The sequence below is a fragment of the Hyphomicrobiales bacterium genome (assembly GCA_016125495.1).
In the GTDB taxonomy this organism is placed as follows: domain Bacteria; phylum Pseudomonadota; class Alphaproteobacteria; order Rhizobiales; family RI-29; genus RI-29.
Map to the genome: position 1 here is coordinate 177,817 of WGLQ01000009.1, position 19,617 is coordinate 197,433.

General features: G+C 65.7%; 15 protein-coding genes and 1 riboswitch. Of the genes, 12 read left to right on the top strand and 3 right to left on the bottom strand.

From position 1 onward, the window contains the following. Positions 1–462: 462 nt before the first annotated feature. Positions 463–2,898, bottom strand: a complete 2,436-nt coding sequence (locus GC150_09650) for a TonB-dependent receptor (protein ID MBI1385162.1) — start codon at positions 2,896–2,898, stop codon at positions 463–465. Between the two features lie 615 nt (positions 2,899–3,513). Between GC150_09650 and GC150_09655 the strand changes: the two genes are divergently transcribed. The 12 genes from GC150_09655 (at position 3,514) to GC150_09710 (ending at position 16,343) form a co-directional block, all read left to right on the top strand. Further along, positions 3,514–4,776 (top strand): GTP-binding protein, encoded by a 1,263-nt coding sequence (locus GC150_09655; GenBank protein MBI1385163.1) that lies wholly within the window; start codon positions 3,514–3,516, stop codon positions 4,774–4,776. A gap of 156 nt (positions 4,777–4,932) precedes the next feature. Next, positions 4,933–5,159, top strand: a riboswitch (cobalamin riboswitch). 223 nt (positions 5,160–5,382) lie between these two features. Next, positions 5,383–7,434: a TonB-dependent receptor gene (locus GC150_09660; GenBank protein MBI1385164.1), complete on the top strand. Its 2,052-nt coding sequence runs from the start codon at positions 5,383–5,385 to the stop codon at positions 7,432–7,434. Between the two features lie 195 nt (positions 7,435–7,629). Next, on the top strand, positions 7,630–8,235 hold the full coding sequence (locus GC150_09665; protein ID MBI1385165.1) for a hypothetical protein: 606 nt from the start codon (positions 7,630–7,632) through the stop codon (positions 8,233–8,235). After that, positions 8,232–9,179: an ABC transporter substrate-binding protein gene (locus tag GC150_09670; protein ID MBI1385166.1), complete on the top strand. Its 948-nt coding sequence runs from the start codon at positions 8,232–8,234 to the stop codon at positions 9,177–9,179. Before GC150_09665 ends, GC150_09670 begins: the two co-directional genes overlap by 4 nt. Next, complete coding sequence (locus tag GC150_09675; protein MBI1385167.1) at positions 9,176–10,171, top strand: iron chelate uptake ABC transporter family permease subunit; 996 nt, start codon at positions 9,176–9,178, stop codon at positions 10,169–10,171. The genes GC150_09670 and GC150_09675 overlap by 4 nt, the downstream gene beginning before the upstream one ends. Before the next feature lie 50 nt (positions 10,172–10,221). Next, positions 10,222–10,977 carry an ATP-binding cassette domain-containing protein gene (locus GC150_09680; GenBank protein MBI1385168.1) on the top strand — a complete coding sequence of 252 codons (756 nt, stop codon included), beginning with the start codon at positions 10,222–10,224 and terminating at the stop codon, positions 10,975–10,977. Positions 10,978–10,993: 16 nt separating this feature from the next. Next, positions 10,994–12,055 carry a hypothetical protein gene (locus GC150_09685; GenBank protein MBI1385169.1) on the top strand — a complete coding sequence of 354 codons (1,062 nt, stop codon included), beginning with the start codon at positions 10,994–10,996 and terminating at the stop codon, positions 12,053–12,055. 146 nt (positions 12,056–12,201) lie between these two features. Continuing rightward, the gene (locus GC150_09690; GenBank protein ID MBI1385170.1) at positions 12,202–13,038 is read left to right on the top strand and encodes a MotA/TolQ/ExbB proton channel family protein; all 837 of its coding nucleotides are present in this window, start codon (positions 12,202–12,204) and stop codon (positions 13,036–13,038) included. Beyond that, the gene (locus GC150_09695; protein MBI1385171.1) at positions 13,025–13,411 is read left to right on the top strand and encodes a biopolymer transporter ExbD; all 387 of its coding nucleotides are present in this window, start codon (positions 13,025–13,027) and stop codon (positions 13,409–13,411) included. Before GC150_09690 ends, GC150_09695 begins: the two co-directional genes overlap by 14 nt. 26 nt (positions 13,412–13,437) lie before the next feature. Continuing rightward, a complete protein-coding gene (locus tag GC150_09700; protein ID MBI1385172.1) occupies positions 13,438–13,848 on the top strand; it encodes a hypothetical protein in 411 nt (136 codons plus the stop codon). Continuing rightward, entirely contained in the window at positions 13,848–14,900 is a 1,053-nt protein-coding gene (locus GC150_09705) for a TonB family protein (GenBank protein ID MBI1385173.1), read from the top strand. Before GC150_09700 ends, GC150_09705 begins: the two co-directional genes overlap by 1 nt. An 885-nt stretch (positions 14,901–15,785) precedes the next feature. Next, positions 15,786–16,343: a DUF2478 domain-containing protein gene (locus GC150_09710; protein MBI1385174.1), complete on the top strand. Its 558-nt coding sequence runs from the start codon at positions 15,786–15,788 to the stop codon at positions 16,341–16,343. A gap of 17 nt (positions 16,344–16,360) precedes the next feature. Here GC150_09710 and GC150_09715 read toward each other — a convergent pair whose 3' ends face one another. Together GC150_09715 and GC150_09720 are read right to left on the bottom strand one after the other, a co-directional pair. Beyond that, the gene (locus tag GC150_09715; GenBank protein ID MBI1385175.1) at positions 16,361–17,977 is read right to left on the bottom strand and encodes a HAMP domain-containing protein; all 1,617 of its coding nucleotides are present in this window, start codon (positions 17,975–17,977) and stop codon (positions 16,361–16,363) included. A 143-nt stretch (positions 17,978–18,120) separates the two neighbouring features. Beyond that, a complete protein-coding gene (locus GC150_09720; protein MBI1385176.1) occupies positions 18,121–19,554 on the bottom strand; it encodes a dihydrolipoamide dehydrogenase in 1,434 nt (477 codons plus the stop codon). Positions 19,555–19,617 lie beyond the last annotated feature (63 nt).

Genomic DNA, 19,617 nt, shown 5'->3' on the forward strand with positions numbered 1-19,617 from the left:
TATGGGCCAAGTGCGGACTCATGCGGCGTAGCGTATTTCGCACCGCAAAACCGTCGCGCCCATACAGAAGCGGCCGTTCGCCACACGCGGTCTACGGGCTCGTCGACGCTCGGCGGGCACGGTCGGTGTCGGGAGCATTGCGACAAATTATCGGTGGTCCGAAGAACGGGCACAGGTCACCATCGTTCATCTCGTCACGTCCAGCTCCCCCGGTGAGGATGTCGTCCCCGTTCATGCCGGACGGACTACCGTCATGAACAAACGTCACGATAGGAACGGCGTCCGAACCCGCCCGCGAGGCGGCCTTCACCGGATGGGTACTTCTGTCCGGCTTCTGGGAGCTGAGCAGAGTAGCGGCACGCCCGTCACTTTCCCCGGATGCAGTGCAGAACGCGAGTGGCGTACTGCACTGCTTCCGGGCTCGCTTGAAGGAAAATGTAGAACGCCGGCGGTTCGAGGCAATCAGTTGAGCTTGATCGAGCCGAAGACGCGGACGTTGGCGCCCGGCTCCAGAACCTCTTCGCGACGCTTGAAGGAGGCGTGGTTCAAGATCTCCTCGTTGGTCAGGTTCTCACCCTTGATGCCAATCGTCATCGAGGGACCTAAACCCGCGCCGGGCTCGAGCCGCGCCGTATAGGACAGCTCTGCGGAGACGTTCGTGTAACCAGGCGTTGCGATCTCGTTCTCGCCAATCCGGTTCTGCTCGAATGCGTGTAGGACACCGGCACGGGCCAACCAGTTGTCGTCGCGATAGACGAGGGCACCGCCGAGACGGTGTGGTGGAATACGCGGCACATTACCACCCTCGTCGAAGCGGGCGTGCACGAAGTCGTACTGTGCCTCGATGCCCCAGACGCCGTTCCAGATCGGCGCCACATCGTACTGGGCCGCCAGCTCAAAACCATAGAACGTGGCGTTGCGCTGCTGGAAAAAGACGAGGTCAAACAGGTGCTCGTGGTGTTCCTCGTCATGGTCGTGTTCTTCGTGACCGGCCTCGGCGCAGTGGAAGTGGCCATTGTGGGCACCGGGCTCGCATTCGACGTCGGTGAGCTGGCGATAAATGAAGCCATGGTAGCGCGTGTAGAACGCCGAGGCATCGAAGCGCAGCGGTCCGGATGCCCGGGCCAGTCCTGCCTCCAGCGTGAAGGCTTTCTCCTTTTCCAGGAAGGGGTTGCCGACCTCGAATGTGCCGGTTGCCTCATGCATGCCCTTTGAGAAAAGCTCCGCCGCATCGGGTGCGCGCTCGGTAAATTGGGCGTTGAGGCGAGCCTTGGCGAGGGAGAGGTCCTGAACGACGCCGAGGCTGGCACTCACCGGAGCGAAATCACGCACTCCGGTGAAGGTCGTTGCAAACCATGGGTGGTGGTCATTATGACCTTCGCCCTCTGAAAAGTCCGACCACCCGGTTCCATCGACCCTGGTGTGCTCGATGCGAGCGGCAGCCTGCATCTTCAACGTGGCATCGAGGTCGAATTCCTCGAAGACGAAGGCCGCGAGCGAATTCGTCTCCACAGGTTCGAGAAGGGACTCCCCCTCGAAGCTCTGGCCCCGTGTCTCGCGATGAACGACCTGGATTCCAGCTGCCCCGCGCATCTCACCGAGCACGGTCCAGACCGGTAGGTGCTGAATCTCAATGCGCCCCTCCTGTTCGCGGTTCGTGAAGCGCGAGCCGAGCGAGAGGGGAATTTCTCCCTCGTGATCCTCCTCATGCTCCTCTTCATGATCGCCATGCTCCTCGCCCTCCTCGTGCCGGGCGAGTTCGTCGTGTGCGTAGTCGGACGCGCCGAACCAGAAGCGCAGTGCCTCGACGCCAAAGGCGTTGGGGCGCCATTCGCCGCGCGCCATGACCTTGTCCTGCTCCAGGTCGATGCGCGGGTCCACCCCCTCGTCAGCTTCCTCTCCCGGCACGCCGTAGAGGCTCTCGACGCGGCTGACCGAGATGCCGATAAAGCCGTCCGACCAGATCCGCGATAGGCCGAGCCCAAAGCCCCTATTGTCGATGAACGAGTTCGCCTGAGGTCCGCGCGGCGTGTCGTAGTCGTCGGCCTTGCGCACGAAGGCATCCGCATGGAACGCAAAACCGTCGGCGCCGACGGTGGCATTGAAGGCGCCGTCACGACCATCGTCGACGGACGTGAAGCCTCCCATGATCTCCGCGGCAATGCCGGTCGGCGGTATGAAGGTCGGAATGCGCTCGTTCTCCACGGCGACCACGCCGCCGATCGCCCCGCTGCCGTAGCGCAGTGTCGCCGGGCCCCGCACGACCTCGATGCGGTCAGCGGAAAACGGGTCGATCGGGACCGCGTGGTCTTCCGAGATCGCCGAGACGTCGTGCGAGCCGATGCCGTTCTCCTGCACTCGGACCCGGTATGAATCGAGACCGCGAATGATCGGCCTGCTGGCTCCGGGAGCGAATGTCGAACTCGTGATGCCCGGCCGCTCGTCGAGCACGCCGGAAACGTTCGCGCCGCCCTCGCTGAGGACGTCACGCTCCGTTGCGACGGTGGTGGACACGAAGGCATCCTCGACGACGATCAGCGTTCCGGGCATGCCTACATCCGCCGCCACCAACGTACCGGTAGTAAGCACCGGTGAAGGCGTGGATATTACGATCCCTTCGAGTTCGATCGGCTGTTGCGCGTGGGCCCCGATCGGAACACCGGCCGCAAGGATGCATCCGGTCGCGAGCCGGAGTGTTGAATACGAACGCACGGTTACGCCCCCCTTCCCAAGACACTTCTGAGAGATTTCATTCGCCCTGATTTCCATCCCGGTGTCTGACGACCCGCCACCGCGACCAGCTGAGATCCGAAATCCAGCCGGGAGGATCACGAACGGCGCAGGCCGGATCGACGGGCATCGCTTCCCGGCTCGCGCGTTTGAGGGAGTGGAATTCATACCGGTACCCGTGTCGCCGCTCTCTGATGGGATGGGCGGAACCGCTCCTGGCCAATACCGGGGCGATGGCACGGCACGCCAAGGCGCGGCGACCGTCGGTCTCGCACGAGAGAGAGGTGTTCGTCCGGCGATCCGACACCAGCTGGCCCCGCCAGCGTGGCAACTGCCGGGCCCGGATCGCCGGCAAGACGCTCGACGCGCGATCGCGGTTGTCAGCCCTGGCCCTTGGCACAGCGGCGCGTGATCGCAAGGCCATCGAATTCCGCCTGCATGGCCTGGTCAATTTCGCATCCTCTCGTTCAACACGCCCCGAACCAGAGGCGACACGTCCACACCTGTTATGTTATATAATAACGATATGTGGTGGCGGAGCAAAGGCTGGCAACGCTTGGCTGGAGGAACTTGGCCTCATCTGTTGCGGACTGGTGACACTCGGTCACCCGTTCCGGGTCCTCCGTCTGGTCCCGCAACCCACGCCCCGCGCAAGCACGATGGCCTCAGCGGCGCTCGGCCGGTTGGAGCCTCGATGGCATCAAACACAGGAGCCTGCATACCTCTTGACGTATATTATAACATACGCAATGTTCCAGACAACGTTGAAAGGGCCAAGCGGGCATGGACGAGAAACTCATCGCGCAGCGGTCGAACGACGCAGACCACGTCGATCGCCGCCTGCCTGTCACGGTGCTGTCGGGCTTTCTGGGCGCCGGCAAGACGACGCTGCTCAACAATGTGCTCGCCAACCGCGAGGGCAAGAAGGTCGCGGTCATCGTCAACGACATGAGCGAGGTCAACATCGACGCCGAACTCGTTCGCGACGGCGGTGCGAACCTCTCGCGCACCGACGAGACGCTGGTCGAGATGACCAACGGCTGCATCTGCTGCACGCTGCGCGACGACCTCCTGAAGGAGGTCAAGAGCCTCGCGGCGCAAGGGCGCTTCGACTATCTCCTCATCGAATCGACTGGTATCGCAGAGCCGCTGCCCGTCGCCTCCACCTTCGAGTTCCGCGACGAGGAGGGAAACAGCCTGGCCGACGTCGCCCGTCTCGACACCATGGTGACAGTGGTCGATGCAGCAAATCTCCTGCGAGACTATTCATCGCACGACTTCCTCGCGGATCGGGGCGAGACGGCAGGTGAAAAGGACGGGCGCGCGTTGGTCGATCTCCTCGTCGAGCAGATCGAATTCGCCGACGTCATCGTGCTCAACAAACTTGATGTGGCGAATTCAAACGAGGTCGCTGCCGCGCGGGCCATCATACGCTCCCTCAACGCAGATGCCCGCATCATCGAGACGAGCAATGCGCAGGTCGAGATGTCCGCAATCATCGACACCGGTCTCTTCAGCTTCGAGGCCGCCCGTCGTCACCCGACGTGGCTCCAGGAGCTCAATGGATTCATGGATCACGTCCCAGAGACGGAGGAATACGGCATCTCGAGCTTCGTCTATCGGGCACGCCAGCCGTTCGATCCGGTCAAGGTGCATTCGTTCTTTGCCAGGAATTGGCCGGGTGTCATCAGGGCGAAGGGCTTTTTCTGGATCGCATCGCGGGCTGAATTCGTCGGAGAACTGTCGCAGGCGGGTCCCATCGTGCGCACGGCGGGCGTGGGCTACTGGTGGGCGTCCGTGCCGCGCACAAACTGGCCCGAGGACGACCGCGCCGTTGCCCGCATCGAGAAGGGCTGGCACGACGTCTGGGGGGACCGGCGTCAGGAACTCGTATTCATCGGGACACCCGACATGAACGAGGCCGCCATCCGCTCCGAACTCGACGCCTGCCTCTTGGAAATCCCGAACAGCGACAACATCGACACGCGCGCGTGGCGTACCCTGCCGGACCCCTTCCCGACGTGGCGCAATGATGCGGCCGAATGAGTGTGCCACGCGATCAGGCAGGCCGAGACGATTGTGCGGCGGATGCATATCCGGGTTGCGCTCACGGTGGCGCCCACTTGCCACACGATGTTTTCTCAAGCGCACTGATCGCAAGCGCGGTCAACTTTCATGACTTGACTTGGCAGGCACGGTTGCTCAAGTTGGATGTGCTCAGGTGCCATTTTCTCCGTATTGAGGAGATGGAAAAGGGAACACGGGACGTTCTGATTTCTCGTCGGAACGGAGCCGTGACTGCCCCCGCAACTGTGAGCGGCAAGCAGGTTCTGCAGGTACCACTGGCCAACTGAACGAGAGGCCGGGAAGGTGCAGGGCAAGCGTTCGAGCCGCGAGTCAGGAGACCTGCCTGAGCACGGTCGTTCTTCCCTCGCGCGGTGGGCGCGTCGGAGGCGGATACGCTGTGGCGACCGATTTGTAACCCAATTGGGGAGCTCGTGGGATGCACAGCGCTTCGATACCGACCGTCTGACCCGTCGGACATCATTGCCGTCAAGCGGTGCTGCAAGGCGCATGTCCCCCGCGCGTTGCTGAGCCGTGCGACATGCCGCCTGCGGGCTCCCGATCGTTCTGTCGGGAGGCTTAAAAGTAATGCGTAAACGAGGTGGCAATGGCGTCGGCGCGGCGCTGCTGACCGGATTGCTGGGCGGTGCGAGCGTGTTGGCGGGCGCCGTGTCCGCAACACAGAGCGCGAACGCTCAGGTCGTGCTCGAGGGCATCCTCATCACCGGCGACACGGCCGGCGGGGCCCCCGTTGCCGGAGAGACCGTCGGCACGGCGTTCACGGTGATCACGGGCGAGCAGCTGCAACAGCAAGGGATCAAATATGCATCCGATGCGTTGCGCCAGGTTCCCGGCGTCGCGGTCTCGCGAACCGGTTCATTCGGCGAACTGACCCAGATCCGGATACGCGGCGCGGAGGGCAACCACGTGCTCGTTCTCGTGGATGGTGTCGAGGTCGCCGACCCGAGCCAAGGCGAGTTCGATTTCTCCAGTCTTCTCACCGAGAACATCGAGCGCATCGAGGTGCTTCGAGGGGCACAGAGCGCCCTCTGGGGAGCCGACGCACTTGCTGGCGTGATCAACATCGTCACGAAGGCAGGGAGCCGGGGCACGAACGTGCAGGCCTCCTTCGAGGCAGGATCGTTCGACACCTACCAAGGCTCGGGCCGCATCGCTCATGGCAACGATCTCTTTCGCTTCGCCCTGAGCGGCACCCAACTGTCGACCAACGGCTTCGATATCTCCGAGTTCGGACGCACCATCGCGGACCCGACATCGGAGGATGACGGCTATGTCAACCGGACCCTGTCGTTCAAGGGCGACATCGATCTCCTGCCGTTCTTCAACGTGAGCGCGGTGCTTCGCCATGTCGACCGCCTGGGCGACGCGGATGATCAGGATTTCACGTTCGGCAGTCCGACCCAAGGCTTCACGATCGACCGGTTCTCACAGTCCGGCAGCAAGGAGGCCTTTGCGCGGGTCGAAGCCACGCTGAGCACCTTCCAGGACCATTGGGAACACGCCGTCTATTTCTCCATGTCGGATATCGAGCGCGAGAACTTCAACGATCTCGGCCGGTTCTCGTCGGGAAACTCGTCCACGCGCGAGACGACCGGCTATCGCTCGACCCTGAAGTTCGACACCCCCGAGCTCCTCGATGCCAGGCACACCATCGTCGAGCTCTACGAGCAGGAGACCGAGACCTTCCGAAATACCGCCCCGACCGCGGTCGGATCGGCTGGCGAGCGGCGGGAGCGGATGACCAAGAGTCTCGTCGGCGAGTATCGGCTGTCGCTGCTCGACAGCATTTTCCTCACCGCCGCCGTGCGCTCGGACGACTTCGACGGCTTCGATGATGCCGTGACCTACCGGACGACGGGCGCCTACGTCGTACGTGAGACCGGCACGCGTCTTCACGCGAGCTACGGCGAAGGCGTCAAGCCCCCCTCGTTCTTCGAGCAGTTCGGTTTCGTGCCCGACACGTTCGATGGCAACCCGAACCTCGTGCCGGAGACGTCGGTCTCCTGGGACGTCGGGATCGAGCAACGGATCATCCCCGGCATTCTGACCGTCGATGTCACCTATTTCGAGGCCAATCTCGACAACGAGATCTTCTCCACATTCTCGCTCACCCCGACGGGATTCAGGTCCAGCGTCGCCAACGAAGACGAGGAAAGCACGCGCGAGGGCATCGAGGTCAGCCTGACGGCAACCCCGACAGACTGGCTGTCGATCAAGGGAAGCTACACCTATCTCGAGGCGTTCGAGAATCGCAACGGTGTGCGCCTGCTCGAGGTTCGGCGTCCGCAGCACTCCGGCAGCCTCGACATCTTCGCCCGGTTTCTCGACGGCCGTGCCCGGGCCAATCTGGGCATCGTCTACAATGGCGAGATGGACGACCTAGAGTTCGTCAACACCACGCCGCAGACGCGCATCACGCTGCCCGAATACACGGTTGTGCGTCTTGGGGCGGAATACGATCTCTCCGACCAGATCACCTGGTACGCACGGGGCGAAAACGTCTTCAATGAGGACTACCAGGAGGTATACACGTTCGAGACCGCCGGGGCATCGTTCTACACGGGCATCCGCATGAACCTGTCGGACGTCCTTGGTGATGACTACGGGTCGCTCAAGTGATCGCGTGACGCGCACTCGAGCAACAGCGCAGGGGCGAAAGGGCACTCAGCGGGGCCTTTTCGCTCCGTTTGCCTTGGCGGGTGGGCCTCGAGCTCCGACTAGGACGGGCGGTCGCATCGGGCAGGCCCAAGCCGACGCGCCAGGGGATGGCGGCGCCTCTGATCCGCTGCACGAGAGGAATGGGGTACGAGAGGAATGGACATGATCGCGCTCCCCATATGTTCGCCCGAGCCAACCGAGACGCTACGCGCCGGCGATGGTTCGATCTCGCGCGAGTTGTGGCGAGTGCCGACGGACGAACAGGTGCTGGAAGCCTTCCTGCGCGACATCTTCGAGACGCATTGGGAGGGGATCCGTTTCGGGCCCCTGATCCAGGGTGCGGCCTACGAATGGAAGTGCCCTTCGGCGCCGACCAAGATCGATCTGATGGATGGCTATCTCACCGTCCACTTCGGTCGCGGCGGGCATTTTCATCTCTGCATCGGCGAGAACAAGGGAAGCGAGGCCTTTCCGACGCCGCCGGAGCTGCGGGCCCACCGCAGGCCGTCCAAGGCACAGATTTTCCGGGGCTACGGTCGAGACGGAAAACCCGTCACCTGGGGCTTCGAGATGTGGAACGGCAAGGACGAGCCGATGATCTCAATCTTCTTTGCCAACCCATTCATCGACGATGACGACACCCTCGCCAACGAGCCTCGATGGGAGCGCCTCGCCATGTGGCGCAGCATCGCCGAGCGCTGGCTCGGGCGCGCACCGGAGCCGATCGACGAGCAGGGGGCAGGCTTCAGGGGGCGCGCATGAGGACGACAGTTCGAGGGGGCGTGGCAGCGGCTCTGTCGTTTGCGCTACTCGACGCCCCGACCGGGCCGGTACATGCCGAGCCGCCGCGGCGCGTCGTCTCGATGAACCTGTGCACAGACCAACTCGCCATGCTGCTGGCGGCACCCGGCCAGCTCCACTCGGTCTCCTACCTCGCCAGCCGCGCCGACACCTCCGTGCTCGCGGCCGAGGCCAGGGCCTTCGTCCCCAATCATGGCCTTGCGGAAGAAATCTTCCTGATGCAGCCGGACCTGATTATTGCCGGCACCTTCACCACGCGTGCCACCGTCGAGATGCTCAAGCGGTTGGGCTTTCCCGTGGAGGAATTCGCTCCGGCCAATTCGTTCGCCGACATCCGAAGCAACATCCTGCGGATGGGCGAGGTCCTCGGCCGACAGGCTGCGGCTCGGGCCCTGATCGGTGGCTTCGATCGCGAGTTGGCGACACTCACCGAGGAGGCGGGTCAGGGCCAGGCCGGGCGCAAACCTGTTCGTCCCATTGCCGCGCTCTACTATGCCAACAGCTACACCTCCGGCAACAACACGCTTGCTGCAGAGGTCGTGGATCACGCCCAACTCGACAACCTCGGCAGCGGGCTCGGTCTCAAGGGCACGGTCACGCTGCCACTGGAACTCCTCGTGATGAACGGCCCCGATCTCGTCGTCACCGGACGACGCTTCGGGCGTGAGGGGACGCAGGCGACCGTGGCACTCGAGCATCCTGCCCTCGAGGCCGTCGCATCGAGGACCACATCGGCGGTGGTGACGGACAAATACTGGGTCTGCGGGCTTCCCTTCACCCTTCATGCCGTTCGCCGTCTCGTCGAGGCCGCGCGATCCCTCGACCTGAGGCCAATCGCGCCGCCAGCCCTCGCCACCACGTCCTTCGCGCCTGCCAACCTCGACGAGGGGGCGAGACGCCAGTGACAGTGCCCTTTCCTCTCCTCCTCGTTTGCCTTGCGGGGCTTGCCGCAACGGGCTTCACCGCCTCGCTCGTCGTCGGTCCCGCCGCGCTGACCTGGGCGACCTCGCTCGATGCGCTGCTTGGAGGCGACAACGAGGCGGCCCGTCTCGTCATGCAGGAGATCCGTCTGCCGAGGGCAATCCTCGGTGCGATGATCGGGGCGACGCTCGGTCTCTCCGGTGCCGCGCTACAAGGCTACCTGCGCAACCCGCTCGCCGATCCCGGAATACTCGGCATCAGCTCCACGGCTGCGCTCGGGGCGGTGCTGGCGATCTACAGCGGGCTATCAACCACCTCGCCGATTGCTCTGCCACTCATGGCCATGGGGGGCGCTGGCATCGCGGTCGTCGTCCTGCGGGCACTGGCCGGGCCGAATGCGGGAACGCTGACCCTGATCCTTGCCGGCGTGGCGATCAGCTCCGTTGCCGGAGCCGCCACGACACTCGCGCTTAATCTCTCGTCGAATCCGTTCGCGGCCCTCGAGATCGTGTTCTGGATGCTCGGCTCGCTCACAGACCGCTCGATGGTGCACGTGGTGCTAGCCGCGCCCTTTATGCTGATTGGCTGGGTGTTGCTGTTGCTGGCCTGGCGGGGGCTCGACGCGCTGACGCTCGGGCCGGCAGTTGCCGCGACGCTCGGGGTCAGTCCCACACGGACTCAAGCACTTGTTGTCGCCGGCTCCGCGATGGCAGTCGGCGCGGCAACGGCGGTTGCCGGTGCGATCGGCTTCATCGGTCTCGTCGTGCCGCACCTCCTGCGACCGCTCGTCGGGGCACAACCGTCGCGGCTGCTCCCGGCAAGTGCGCTCGGTGGTGCGACGCTGGTGCTCGCGGCGGACATTGCCGTGCGTGTGATCGCCCCGTCGCGAGACATCAAGCTCGGTGTGCTCACCGCCCTCATCGGCGCCCCGTTCTTCCTCTGGTTGGTCATCAGAACGCGGAGGGAGGCGCTGTGACCACGGTCCTCTCCGTCAGCCAACTCGACGTTCGGCGGGGCTCGTCGCAGGTGCTGCGCGGGGTCGATTTTCGCGTTTCGCGCGGTGAGGTGGTCGGTGTGCTGGGACCGAACGGCGCGGGCAAGTCGACATTGTTCGCGGCACTCCTCGGGTTGATCCCGGCGACCGGCCGCATCGAGTTTCTCGGCCGTACCGACCTGACCGGCAGAGACCTCGGACGGACCGTCGCGTTCATCCCTCAGGACCGCGACGTGGCTTGGCCGATGAGCGTCGAAAAGGTTGTTGGGCTCGGGCGCCTGCCCTACCGGACCGGATTCGGCCGGCCGGGGCCGCAAGACACATGTGCCATCGAGCGTGCGATGGCGGCCGTAGAGGTGCAGAACCTGCGACGGCGGCCTATCAGCGAGCTGTCCGGAGGCGAGCGATCCCGCGCGCTGATCGCCCGGGCCCTCGCCCAGGAGGCGCCACTCATTCTTGCCGACGAGCCGACGAGTGGTCTCGATCCGGCTCATCAGATCGCTCTGCTTGACCTCTTGCGCCGTCGGGCGACGACAGGACAAACCATCCTGCTGACTATCCACGAGTTGCATCTCGCAGCCCGCTGGTGCGACCGCCTTCTGCTCTTGCACGAGCAGCGCGTGGTGGCAGACGGGCGCCCCGCCGAAGTCCTCACCCGCGAGCGGGTGGCGGCCGTCTATGGCTGCGACGTCCATCTCGGTCAAAGCGCGGACGGGGCTCTGTTGGTGATCCCGCAACGGCTCATCAAGGGCGAGCCTGCCATCGCATCCGAACGTCAATCCGCTTGAAAGGGAGATGAACGAAATGAATGCACGCCTCGACCACGTTCTCGCCTCGGCGCTTCAGGATGCCGGAACCGGCTGGAGCATGGGGAGTTTCGGCGCTCTTGCCGAATTCCATCAGGATGTGGGGGAAAACCTCCTGGTCGACCGCTCGGACGCTCTTGCGCGCGCCACCGCCCGGGGAGGGATTCGGCTCGACGAACAGGCGGTCGCGCAATGTCGAGCGATCGCCTACGAACAGCTCTCCAAGAACCGGGAGCGTTGGGGGCAGGGCCTTGCCCTCTGCTTGCCGGAGGCGGACGCGGTCATGGCCGGGCGAAAGGTGGTAACGCCGCTCGGTCCTGACGAGGATGCGATCCGCGACGAGGATCGAGGCGCCCCGGCATTCGACATGGGGCTGGGTCTCAAGCAGTGCGATTTTCTGGTCAGGACCCGTGATGCGGCGCTGATCGAAGTTCTGGAGGAAAATGCGGGTCGCTCGGTGTTCGAGACTGGCAATCCAACGATGGGGGCAATCCTGAAGGCTCATCCCCATCGCATCGCCGTCACACCGCTGGGGCGTGTCGAAGTCTACCAGATGATCGGTGGTCCCGAAACGGGAGGCGCCTCGCCTCCAGGTCCCCACACCCACGTGCTGCCGAAACTGATGGCAGCAGGAAAAACCCATGCGGGCAATATCACCGTGCCATTTGGCCTCGTGCCGTGCGGCTATATGCACCCGGGCAATCCACTCCTAGATGGTCTCGGCAATCCCCAGCCCTACGACGCGGAGCTCGCGCTGCGGTTCTCGAATCTGGTCGAGGCGTTTGCCCCCGAAGAGTTGCGAACGATCAAACACGAGGTCGTTGCAGCAGTTGCAGCTGCTCAAGCGCCGGCGAGCTATGAGGAGCCAGCGAGCCGTGCAGGCCGCATTACGCTCCGCGTGACGCTGCGACAACTCGCGCAGGCCGCCGCTGCCGGAGGCGACAGCCTCGGGCTCGCGACCATAAACGCCTGGCGCGAGCACTTCGACTCTCCCGGCGCCCCGATCGATGAGGAGTCCGACGAGCAGGTCGATCACAAGCGGGGCAGCCACGCTTCTTAGGTCACGATCGATCGGGCCGGCGCGGATCGTTCCTGCCGCCGGCCCATCCGATCGGATATTGCTCGCCCTGGCGCTCGAGCCAATCGGCCCGGGGCGAGACGAGCACGCCGCATTACGCACGATCGCGAGACCGGACGAGACATTCGATGGCAAGCCAAGACCCCTCAACTGCGCCCCCGACGGAGTTGTTGCAAGAACCAGCATCGACCGCATCCGCAGCCACACTCCCGACCACCAGCGAAATCCCGATCGAAGTGACGGATGCTGCAACGCCGTTCTCGTTGTTCGGCCTCGATCTGTCGCCCGCCCTGTCGCTGATCGACAAGGGCGGCTTCGTGGTCGTCGTGCTCTTGGTGATGTCGGTCGTTGCAACGACCGTCATCCTCGTGAAGATCGTCCGGTTCCTGTGCCTTGGCCTAGGCTCGCGTCGAAAGGTCGAGAGGGCCTTGCGTTTGTGGTTCGACGGGCGCCGCGAGGAAGCTCGCCGGGTCCTCACGCCCGTTCATCAGCCTGCCGCGCGCGTGCTGGCCGGCTGCATGTGCGGGCTGATGTCGGGTTGTGAGGAGCGTCACGTGCGCGAGGACGTCGAGCGGCTCGCCATGGAGAGCATCGCCGATCTCCGGCGCCATCTCCGCCTTCTCGACGTCACGGTGCAGGCCGCGCCGCTCCTTGGCCTGTTCGGAACCGTGCTCGGCATGATCGGCGCCTTTCAAGCCCTCCAGAGCGCGGGCGCCGACGCCGACCCGACGGTGCTGGCCGGCGGCATTTGGGTGGCACTCATGACGACGGCGGTTGGTCTTGCCGTGGCGATCCCAATTGCCTTCGTGAGCGCCTGGCTCGAGGGGCGCATCGAGGCCGAGCGCGGAGTGATGGAGAGCGCGGTGACCAGCCTGCTCACGGGGCGCGCCAGCGAGGGCGATCCGACGCGGCTCGCAGGCAACTTCGGGCAAAGCGCCGAGAGGATGCACTATGCGGTTGAGTAGCGAGACGCGAAGGCGCCAGGTCATCAGTCTGACGCCGTTGATCGACGTCGTATTCCTGCTCCTGGTGTTCTTCATGCTGGCCTCCACGTTCCTCGAGTTTTCGGCAACCTCGGTTTCGGGTGCGACACGGGGTGGCGAAGCCCAGAAGCTTGACGAATTGGTGTTGATCCAGGTTCGCGGCGAGCAGACGGTCGCGGTCAATGGTCGCCCAGTCACGATCGATGAACTGGCCTCGGCGCTTCAGGAGGTGTCACGCAATGGCGGCAAGCGCGGCGTCGTTCGCCCCCTTGCAGGCGCACGCGTGCAGGACGTGGTTACGGTCCTCGAAATCGCCCGGGCGGCCCCGCTGACCAGCATCGTGGTGGTGCGCTGAGACAACAACACCGGGAGCCTCAAGTGATGGGCATCGAGACGAGACGCGGACGGCCGGGCGCGAACGAGGAGAACCTCGTTCCGCTCATCAATATCGTCTTCCTGATTCTGATTTTCTTCCTCGTCACCAGCACGCTTCGGCCCTACAGCGATCGCGAGATCGAACTGGCCCATAGCGAGGCTCTGGTCACTGCCGGAGCGGTCCGGCGCGCCATTCTTCTCGCGCGAGATGGTACACTGAAGGTCGACAACTCGACGATTGCCCTCGACCAACTCGGGGAAACCCTCGCGCAGTGGGCTGAGGAGCCCGCCCGAACCGTCACGATCATCGCCGATCGCCGGGCCGCCGCCGAACCCCTCGTCGCTGTCGTCACGATGGCCTCCGCCGCCGGGCTGACGGACATCAAGCTGCTCACTCGGCGAACGAGGTCGTCGTGATGCCGCCGCGCGGCACAGGTCTCTGGCTGGCGGCCGGACTGGCATCGCTCGTCTTGCACGTCGCCCTGTTCATTGCATCCGTGGCCCGACCGCAGGGTGAGGCCGCGACGCCATCGGGCGCCGCGGTCGAGAGTGCATCATCGCTCGGAGGGATCATCGGCGCTCCGATCGAAGTCCAGGCCAATAAGGCGACCGAGACACCGGTAGCGGTTCGCCCCGTCGAGGCGACGACACGTGCGACGGAGCGGGTCCTGCAATCCCCGCTTGAGCCGGCCGAACTGCGCCCCTCCGCCGAGGTCGTCCGCCCCACGAATCTCGCCGCTGAGCAGGTGGAGACGCAAATGGTCGCCGCAACACAGGTCGAGCCGACAACCTTGCGCCCGCAGACCGCGACGGATCGCGCGACCGAACCGGCCGCCGCCATCGCATTGTTCGCCCCGCCCGCCACCACGCCATCGACGCCGATCCCGTCGAGCCATGCGGCTATCGAGCCGCCGGACGCCGCCGCCGAGCTGACACCACCACGCGCTGATCGCAGACCCGTCCGCCGGGCAACGGGCGATCGCGCACCGGACCGCAGCAGCACGCGACGCGCCCGGACCGTCAACCGCCCCACCGCGAGCAGAGAAGCCAAGCCGAACCCGGCGGGTCGCGTGGCCGTTGCACGACAAGCGCAGCGCCCCGAGCGCCAAAGAGCCGTCAGACCGCAGCGACAAGGGGCGGCCGTAAGCGGCAGTACCGGGCGTCGCTCAGGTGCTGGAAGCAGGCAGACGTCGGCCAGCACGACCGCCATCAATTCCTACGCCGCAAAGGTGCGTGCCCGCATCCTCTCGCGCAGCCCTCGAAGCGTCGGCGCGCGAGGGACGACGGTGATCAGCTTCGGCTTGACGTCGTCGGGCCAGTTGAGGTTTGCGTCGATCTCCCGATCCTCGGGCGATGCACGCCTCGATGCCGGTGCGCTCGCGGCGGTGCGACGCGGGGGCTTTCCCCAACCTCCAGCCGGCGCTTCCGCCGGCCAACTCAGCTTCGTCATTCCGTTCCACTTCCGATGACGTTGTCATCCGAGGCGACCTGTCCGCCACGTCCCTGGTCGCTCGAGCCCTCGATCCGTTACCATCTTCAAGGGGTCTGGGGCTCACGGTGCTCGGCCTGCCCCTTTACGCACCGTGGACAACCATGCTCTGTTCACACGAACGCCGTCCCCGCCCAAATCTGGCATGATTTATCGGTCAAACTCGCGCCAGGACCGTTCTTGCCTTCGTCGATGACGAACGCGCGATCGACCAGAGCGTAGCCCTTGCCTTCGCGGCGCAAGCATGTCGGTGAATTAATTGCCGTCGAGAACGCTTCCTGGTTTGTGCCCAAGCGCCCCTTGCGGAACAGGAAACAACGTGTCTCCCCAAGCCCCCATGAATGGGATCGTGTCCGCTTGCAGATGTCGAGCGATCACGCCGACCCGACAACAGCGTCACGGATGATGGTCGACCTAGAATGACCGCTTCCTCCGCACCGCTGACGCCATCGCGCCGGCCATGCTGGGCCTGCTCAGGGCCGCTCCGGGTCAATCGCGTTGATCCGGTGCACCGATCATGTCGCACCCGCTCAATTCCGCTCCTCACGCATTGCAGTCCACCTCGCTGCGACCGCCAAGTCAACCGGCTACGGCAGCTTCCGCCCCATACCCGCCCTGCCCCTTCTTCCGCTGCCGAAATCATGCCCAATTCCCTCGCCCTCGCGCAACCGCCTCGCCTCCCCCACCGACGCACCCGGGCTTCTCATTTCCCTCGGGTTGGGCTTCAATGCGCCCACGAGGCGTCTGCGGGGCCGGGGGCCGGGGCCCGTCTCCGGCCGGCCAACGCCCGGCCGCCCGCGCCCCCACCCCCGGCGCCGAGGCCCTGGCGCATGGGACCCGCGCCCGAACGCTCGGAGGGATCGACATGAGCGAGCTTGCCGCGATCCGCTATCTGCGTGGCCACGACATCGACGGCGTGCTCGGCGCCGTCTGCCGCGAACTGCGCGCGCATGGCCTCTCGATCGGCGGCCTGCTCCAGGTCTCGACCGGCGATCGCGGCGGCACGTGCGCGGCGACCACCGTCGTCGTCGACCTGCGAACGGGCGAGGAATTCAACATCTGGCAGGATCGCGGCCCCTGCGCCACCGCCTGCCGGCTCGATGAAGGCGGCCTCTCGCTCGCCGAACCGGCGCTCCAGAAGGCCATCGAAGCGCGCGTCGACCTCCTCGTCATCAACCGCTTCGGGCGCGCCGAAAGCGTCGGGCGGGGGCTGCGGCCCTATTTCGAAGCCGCGCTCTCGGCGGGCGTTCCGGTGCTGACGGCGGTGCGCGAGCCATACGATGCGGACTGGCGGGCCTTTCATGGCGGCCTCGGGTGCGAGATCGCCTGCGATGTGCCCTCGATCGTCGCCTGGGCGGTCGCGGCGGGCAAAGCCGGCGCCGCACGGGGCGCCGCGCGGCCGGCGTCACCCGCTGGCGCCTGAGGCGGCGCGCCGACCTGCTAGGCGTGCGGCAGCACGATGCGGAACGTGGCGCCCGGCCCGGTCAGCCCCTCGCCGCCCGCTGGCAAGAGTTCGATGGATCCGCCCGCGGCCCGCACCAGTTCCGCCGAGATCGCGAGACCGAGCCCGGTGCCACCACGCTTGCCGGACCCGTGGAAGGCGCGGAACAGCACCTTGCGCGCGGCTGGCGGAACGCCCGGCCCCGTGTCGGCAACCTCGATCACCACACCGCGCTCGTCGCGCACCGCCCGCACCGTGATCATGTCGGCTGGCGCCGCGCTCGCATTGCGCTCTCCGCCGTTGAGCACCGGTGCGCGCCCGCCGCCCTCCTCGCGCCGCTGGTCGAGCGCCTGTAGGGCATTGCGGCAGAGGTTGGAGAGCACGCGATAGAGCTGGTCGCGATCGGCCTTGACGGCGAACCCCGCCGCCACGCGCATGTCGAACTCGATCTCACGGGCGCGCGGCAGCCCGAGCGCCTCGCCGACCTCGGCCACGAGATCGCGCAGCAGGAAGCGCACCGGCTGCGGCGGCAGTTCCTCGGCGCGGCCATAGTGCAGCGTGTCGGTGCAGAGCCGGATGGCCCGGTCGATCGAGTTCATCAGCTTGGGCGCGAAACGGCGCACCGTCGGATGCTCGATCGTCTCGAGCTGGTCGGAGATCAATTGCGCGCTCGCCAGCATGTTGCGCAGGTCGTGGTTGATCTTGCTGACCGCGAGGCCGAGCGAGGCGAGCCGCGCCTTGTTCTTCAGCGACTGACGCAACTGGCTCTGCATGCGGGCGAGTTCGTGCTCGGCACGCCCGATCTCGTCCCGCCGACCGCTCGGCACGATGATGCGCGAGGCATCCTCCGGGTCCTGCGAGAAGCGGATCATGTTCTGCATCATCGCCCGCATCGGCCGCACGAAGAGCGCGTTGAGCGCCAGATAGACGAGCACGGCCGCGAATAGCGAGATGATGATCGAGAGCCCCAGGATGTTGAGACCGTAGTCGACCATCGCCTTCCTGAGGGGCGCTTCCGGCAGGACGATCTCGATGAGGTCGGCATGGCTGAAGCCCGGATTGCCGCGCACCGCGATCATCCGGCCCTCGGGCGCAACGAACACCGCGAGCGCGTCCGTCACCAGCCCCCAGCGCGAGGCGGCGGTGAGATCGACGAAGGCATGGACATCGGGCGGCATGTCGTCGCGGATGATCAGCCGCCGCTGGTCGGCGCGCCGGAAGGCGATCGACTTGACTTGCGCGGAATCCAGCAACTCGTCGCGGAGCGACATTGGCAGCGTGCCGTCCTCGGCGAGTTCGGAGGCAACCGAGGCGATCTGCGCGGCGACCAGCCGATCGTTCAGCCAGTTGCGCCGGAAATTGGCGACCGAGGGAACGAAAACGAAGACTTCCACCACCATGACGGCCGCGAGCGTCACCAGCAGCAGCTTGCGCGAGAGCGAACCGCCGACCGGCACCGGGCCGATCGCCCGGGCCTCGCCAGCCGTGGCCGCGTCGGCGGGCGCCCCCGCGTCCTCCCCGGCATCGATGTGTCCGACGGAACCGGTCGGCCGGCCCCCGTGCGCACCGCGCGCACGCTGGACCTCGGGGGTCTCGATCTCGTCGTTCACGCCCATCGACCAGTCACTCGTCGTTCTCGCTTCCGCCGTCGGCCGCTGTCCGGGCGCCGGTCGCCCGCCGCCCACCCCTTGCGAACCCGATGCCAGCACGCCGTGCGAACCGGCGCCCGAGAGCGATACGCAGGTCCGCCGTGCCCGGCTCAGCCGAAGCGCCGAAGGAACGCGACCGCCCGCCGCACCAGCGGATTGGCGAGGCTGGGCAGGAAGTACGTGTAGGCGACCCGCTTGTTCACCTCCGAAAGCGTCGGATAGGGCGAAATGAATGCCGTCATCGCCTTGATCTTCAGACCCGAGGAAATGGCGAGCGCCCACATCTGGATCAGTTCACCCGCCTTGTCGCCCATGATGGTGGCGCCGAGGATCCGCCCTCCGCGCCCGACCACGACCTTGACCATGCCGCCGGTGATGCGCTCGGCCTGCGCCCGATCGTTCTCGTGGTAGGGCCAGCGCAGGACGCCGAACTTGAGCCGGCGCTTTGTGGCCTCGTCCTCGCTGAGCCCGACGTGCGCCAGTTCCGGGTCCGTGAAGGTCACCCAGGGCACGATGTCGTTGTTCACCTTGACCGGCAGCCGAAAGAGCGCCTGTCGCACCACGATCCCGGCATGATAGTTCGCAACGTGCGTGAATTGCAGCCCGCCCGTGACGTCGCCGATCGCCCAGACCTTGGAGTTCGAGGTCTTGAGGTTGGCGCCGACCTTGATGCCGCGGCGATCGAAGCGGATCCCAGCCGCTTCGAGGGCAAGTCCCTCGACGTTGGGCTGACGGCCGGTGGCGACGAGAAGATGCGAGCCCTCGACGACGCCCTGCTCGGTTCCGCGCGAGACGGCGACGCGAACGCCGCCCTTGCCGCCCGGCTCCACCCCCTCGACGCGCACGCCCTCCTCGATGGTGATGCCTTCGTCACGCAGGGCCCGGAGCACCGGTTGCGTCAACTCCGGATCGTCCTTGGCGAGGGCCTTGGCGCCTTCGAGCACGGTGACGCGACTGCCGAGGCGATGATGGGCCTGCGCCATCTCGAGCCCGATCGGCCCGCCACCGATGACGATGAGATGCTCGAGCTTCTCGCCGTTCTCGAAGATCGATTCGTTGGTGAAATAGGTCACCTTGTCGAGGCCGGGGATCGGCGGCACGAACGGCGAGGAGCCCGTCGCCACGACGAAGCGCCGCGCCTTGATCTCATAGGGACCGGCAACGACCGTCGAAGCGTCCTTGAAGCGACCGCTTTCCTGGATAACTTTGACGCCGAGGCCCGTGAAGCGCTCGACGGAATCGTTGGGCTCGATGGTGGAGATCACATTCCACACGTGGTCACGTACCGCCGCGTGGTTGATCACCGGACTGGTCGGCGAGATGCCGAAGGCACGCGTTCCCTGTGAGCGCATCAGCTGCGCGCGCTTGCCGGCCGCCAGCAGCGCCTTGGATGGCACACAGCCTCGATAGAGGCAGTCGCCTCCCATCATGCCCCGCTCGATCAGCACGACGCTGGTCCCGAGCTGTGAGGCCGCCGCCGCGACGGAAAGCCCGCCGGCGCCACCACCGATGACGCACAGATCCGGTCTGAGCAACTCGCCCATGCCTAGCTCCCTATTGAGGGCCGATCCCCGACACGACCGACATCGGCGGCGCCGCACGAGCCC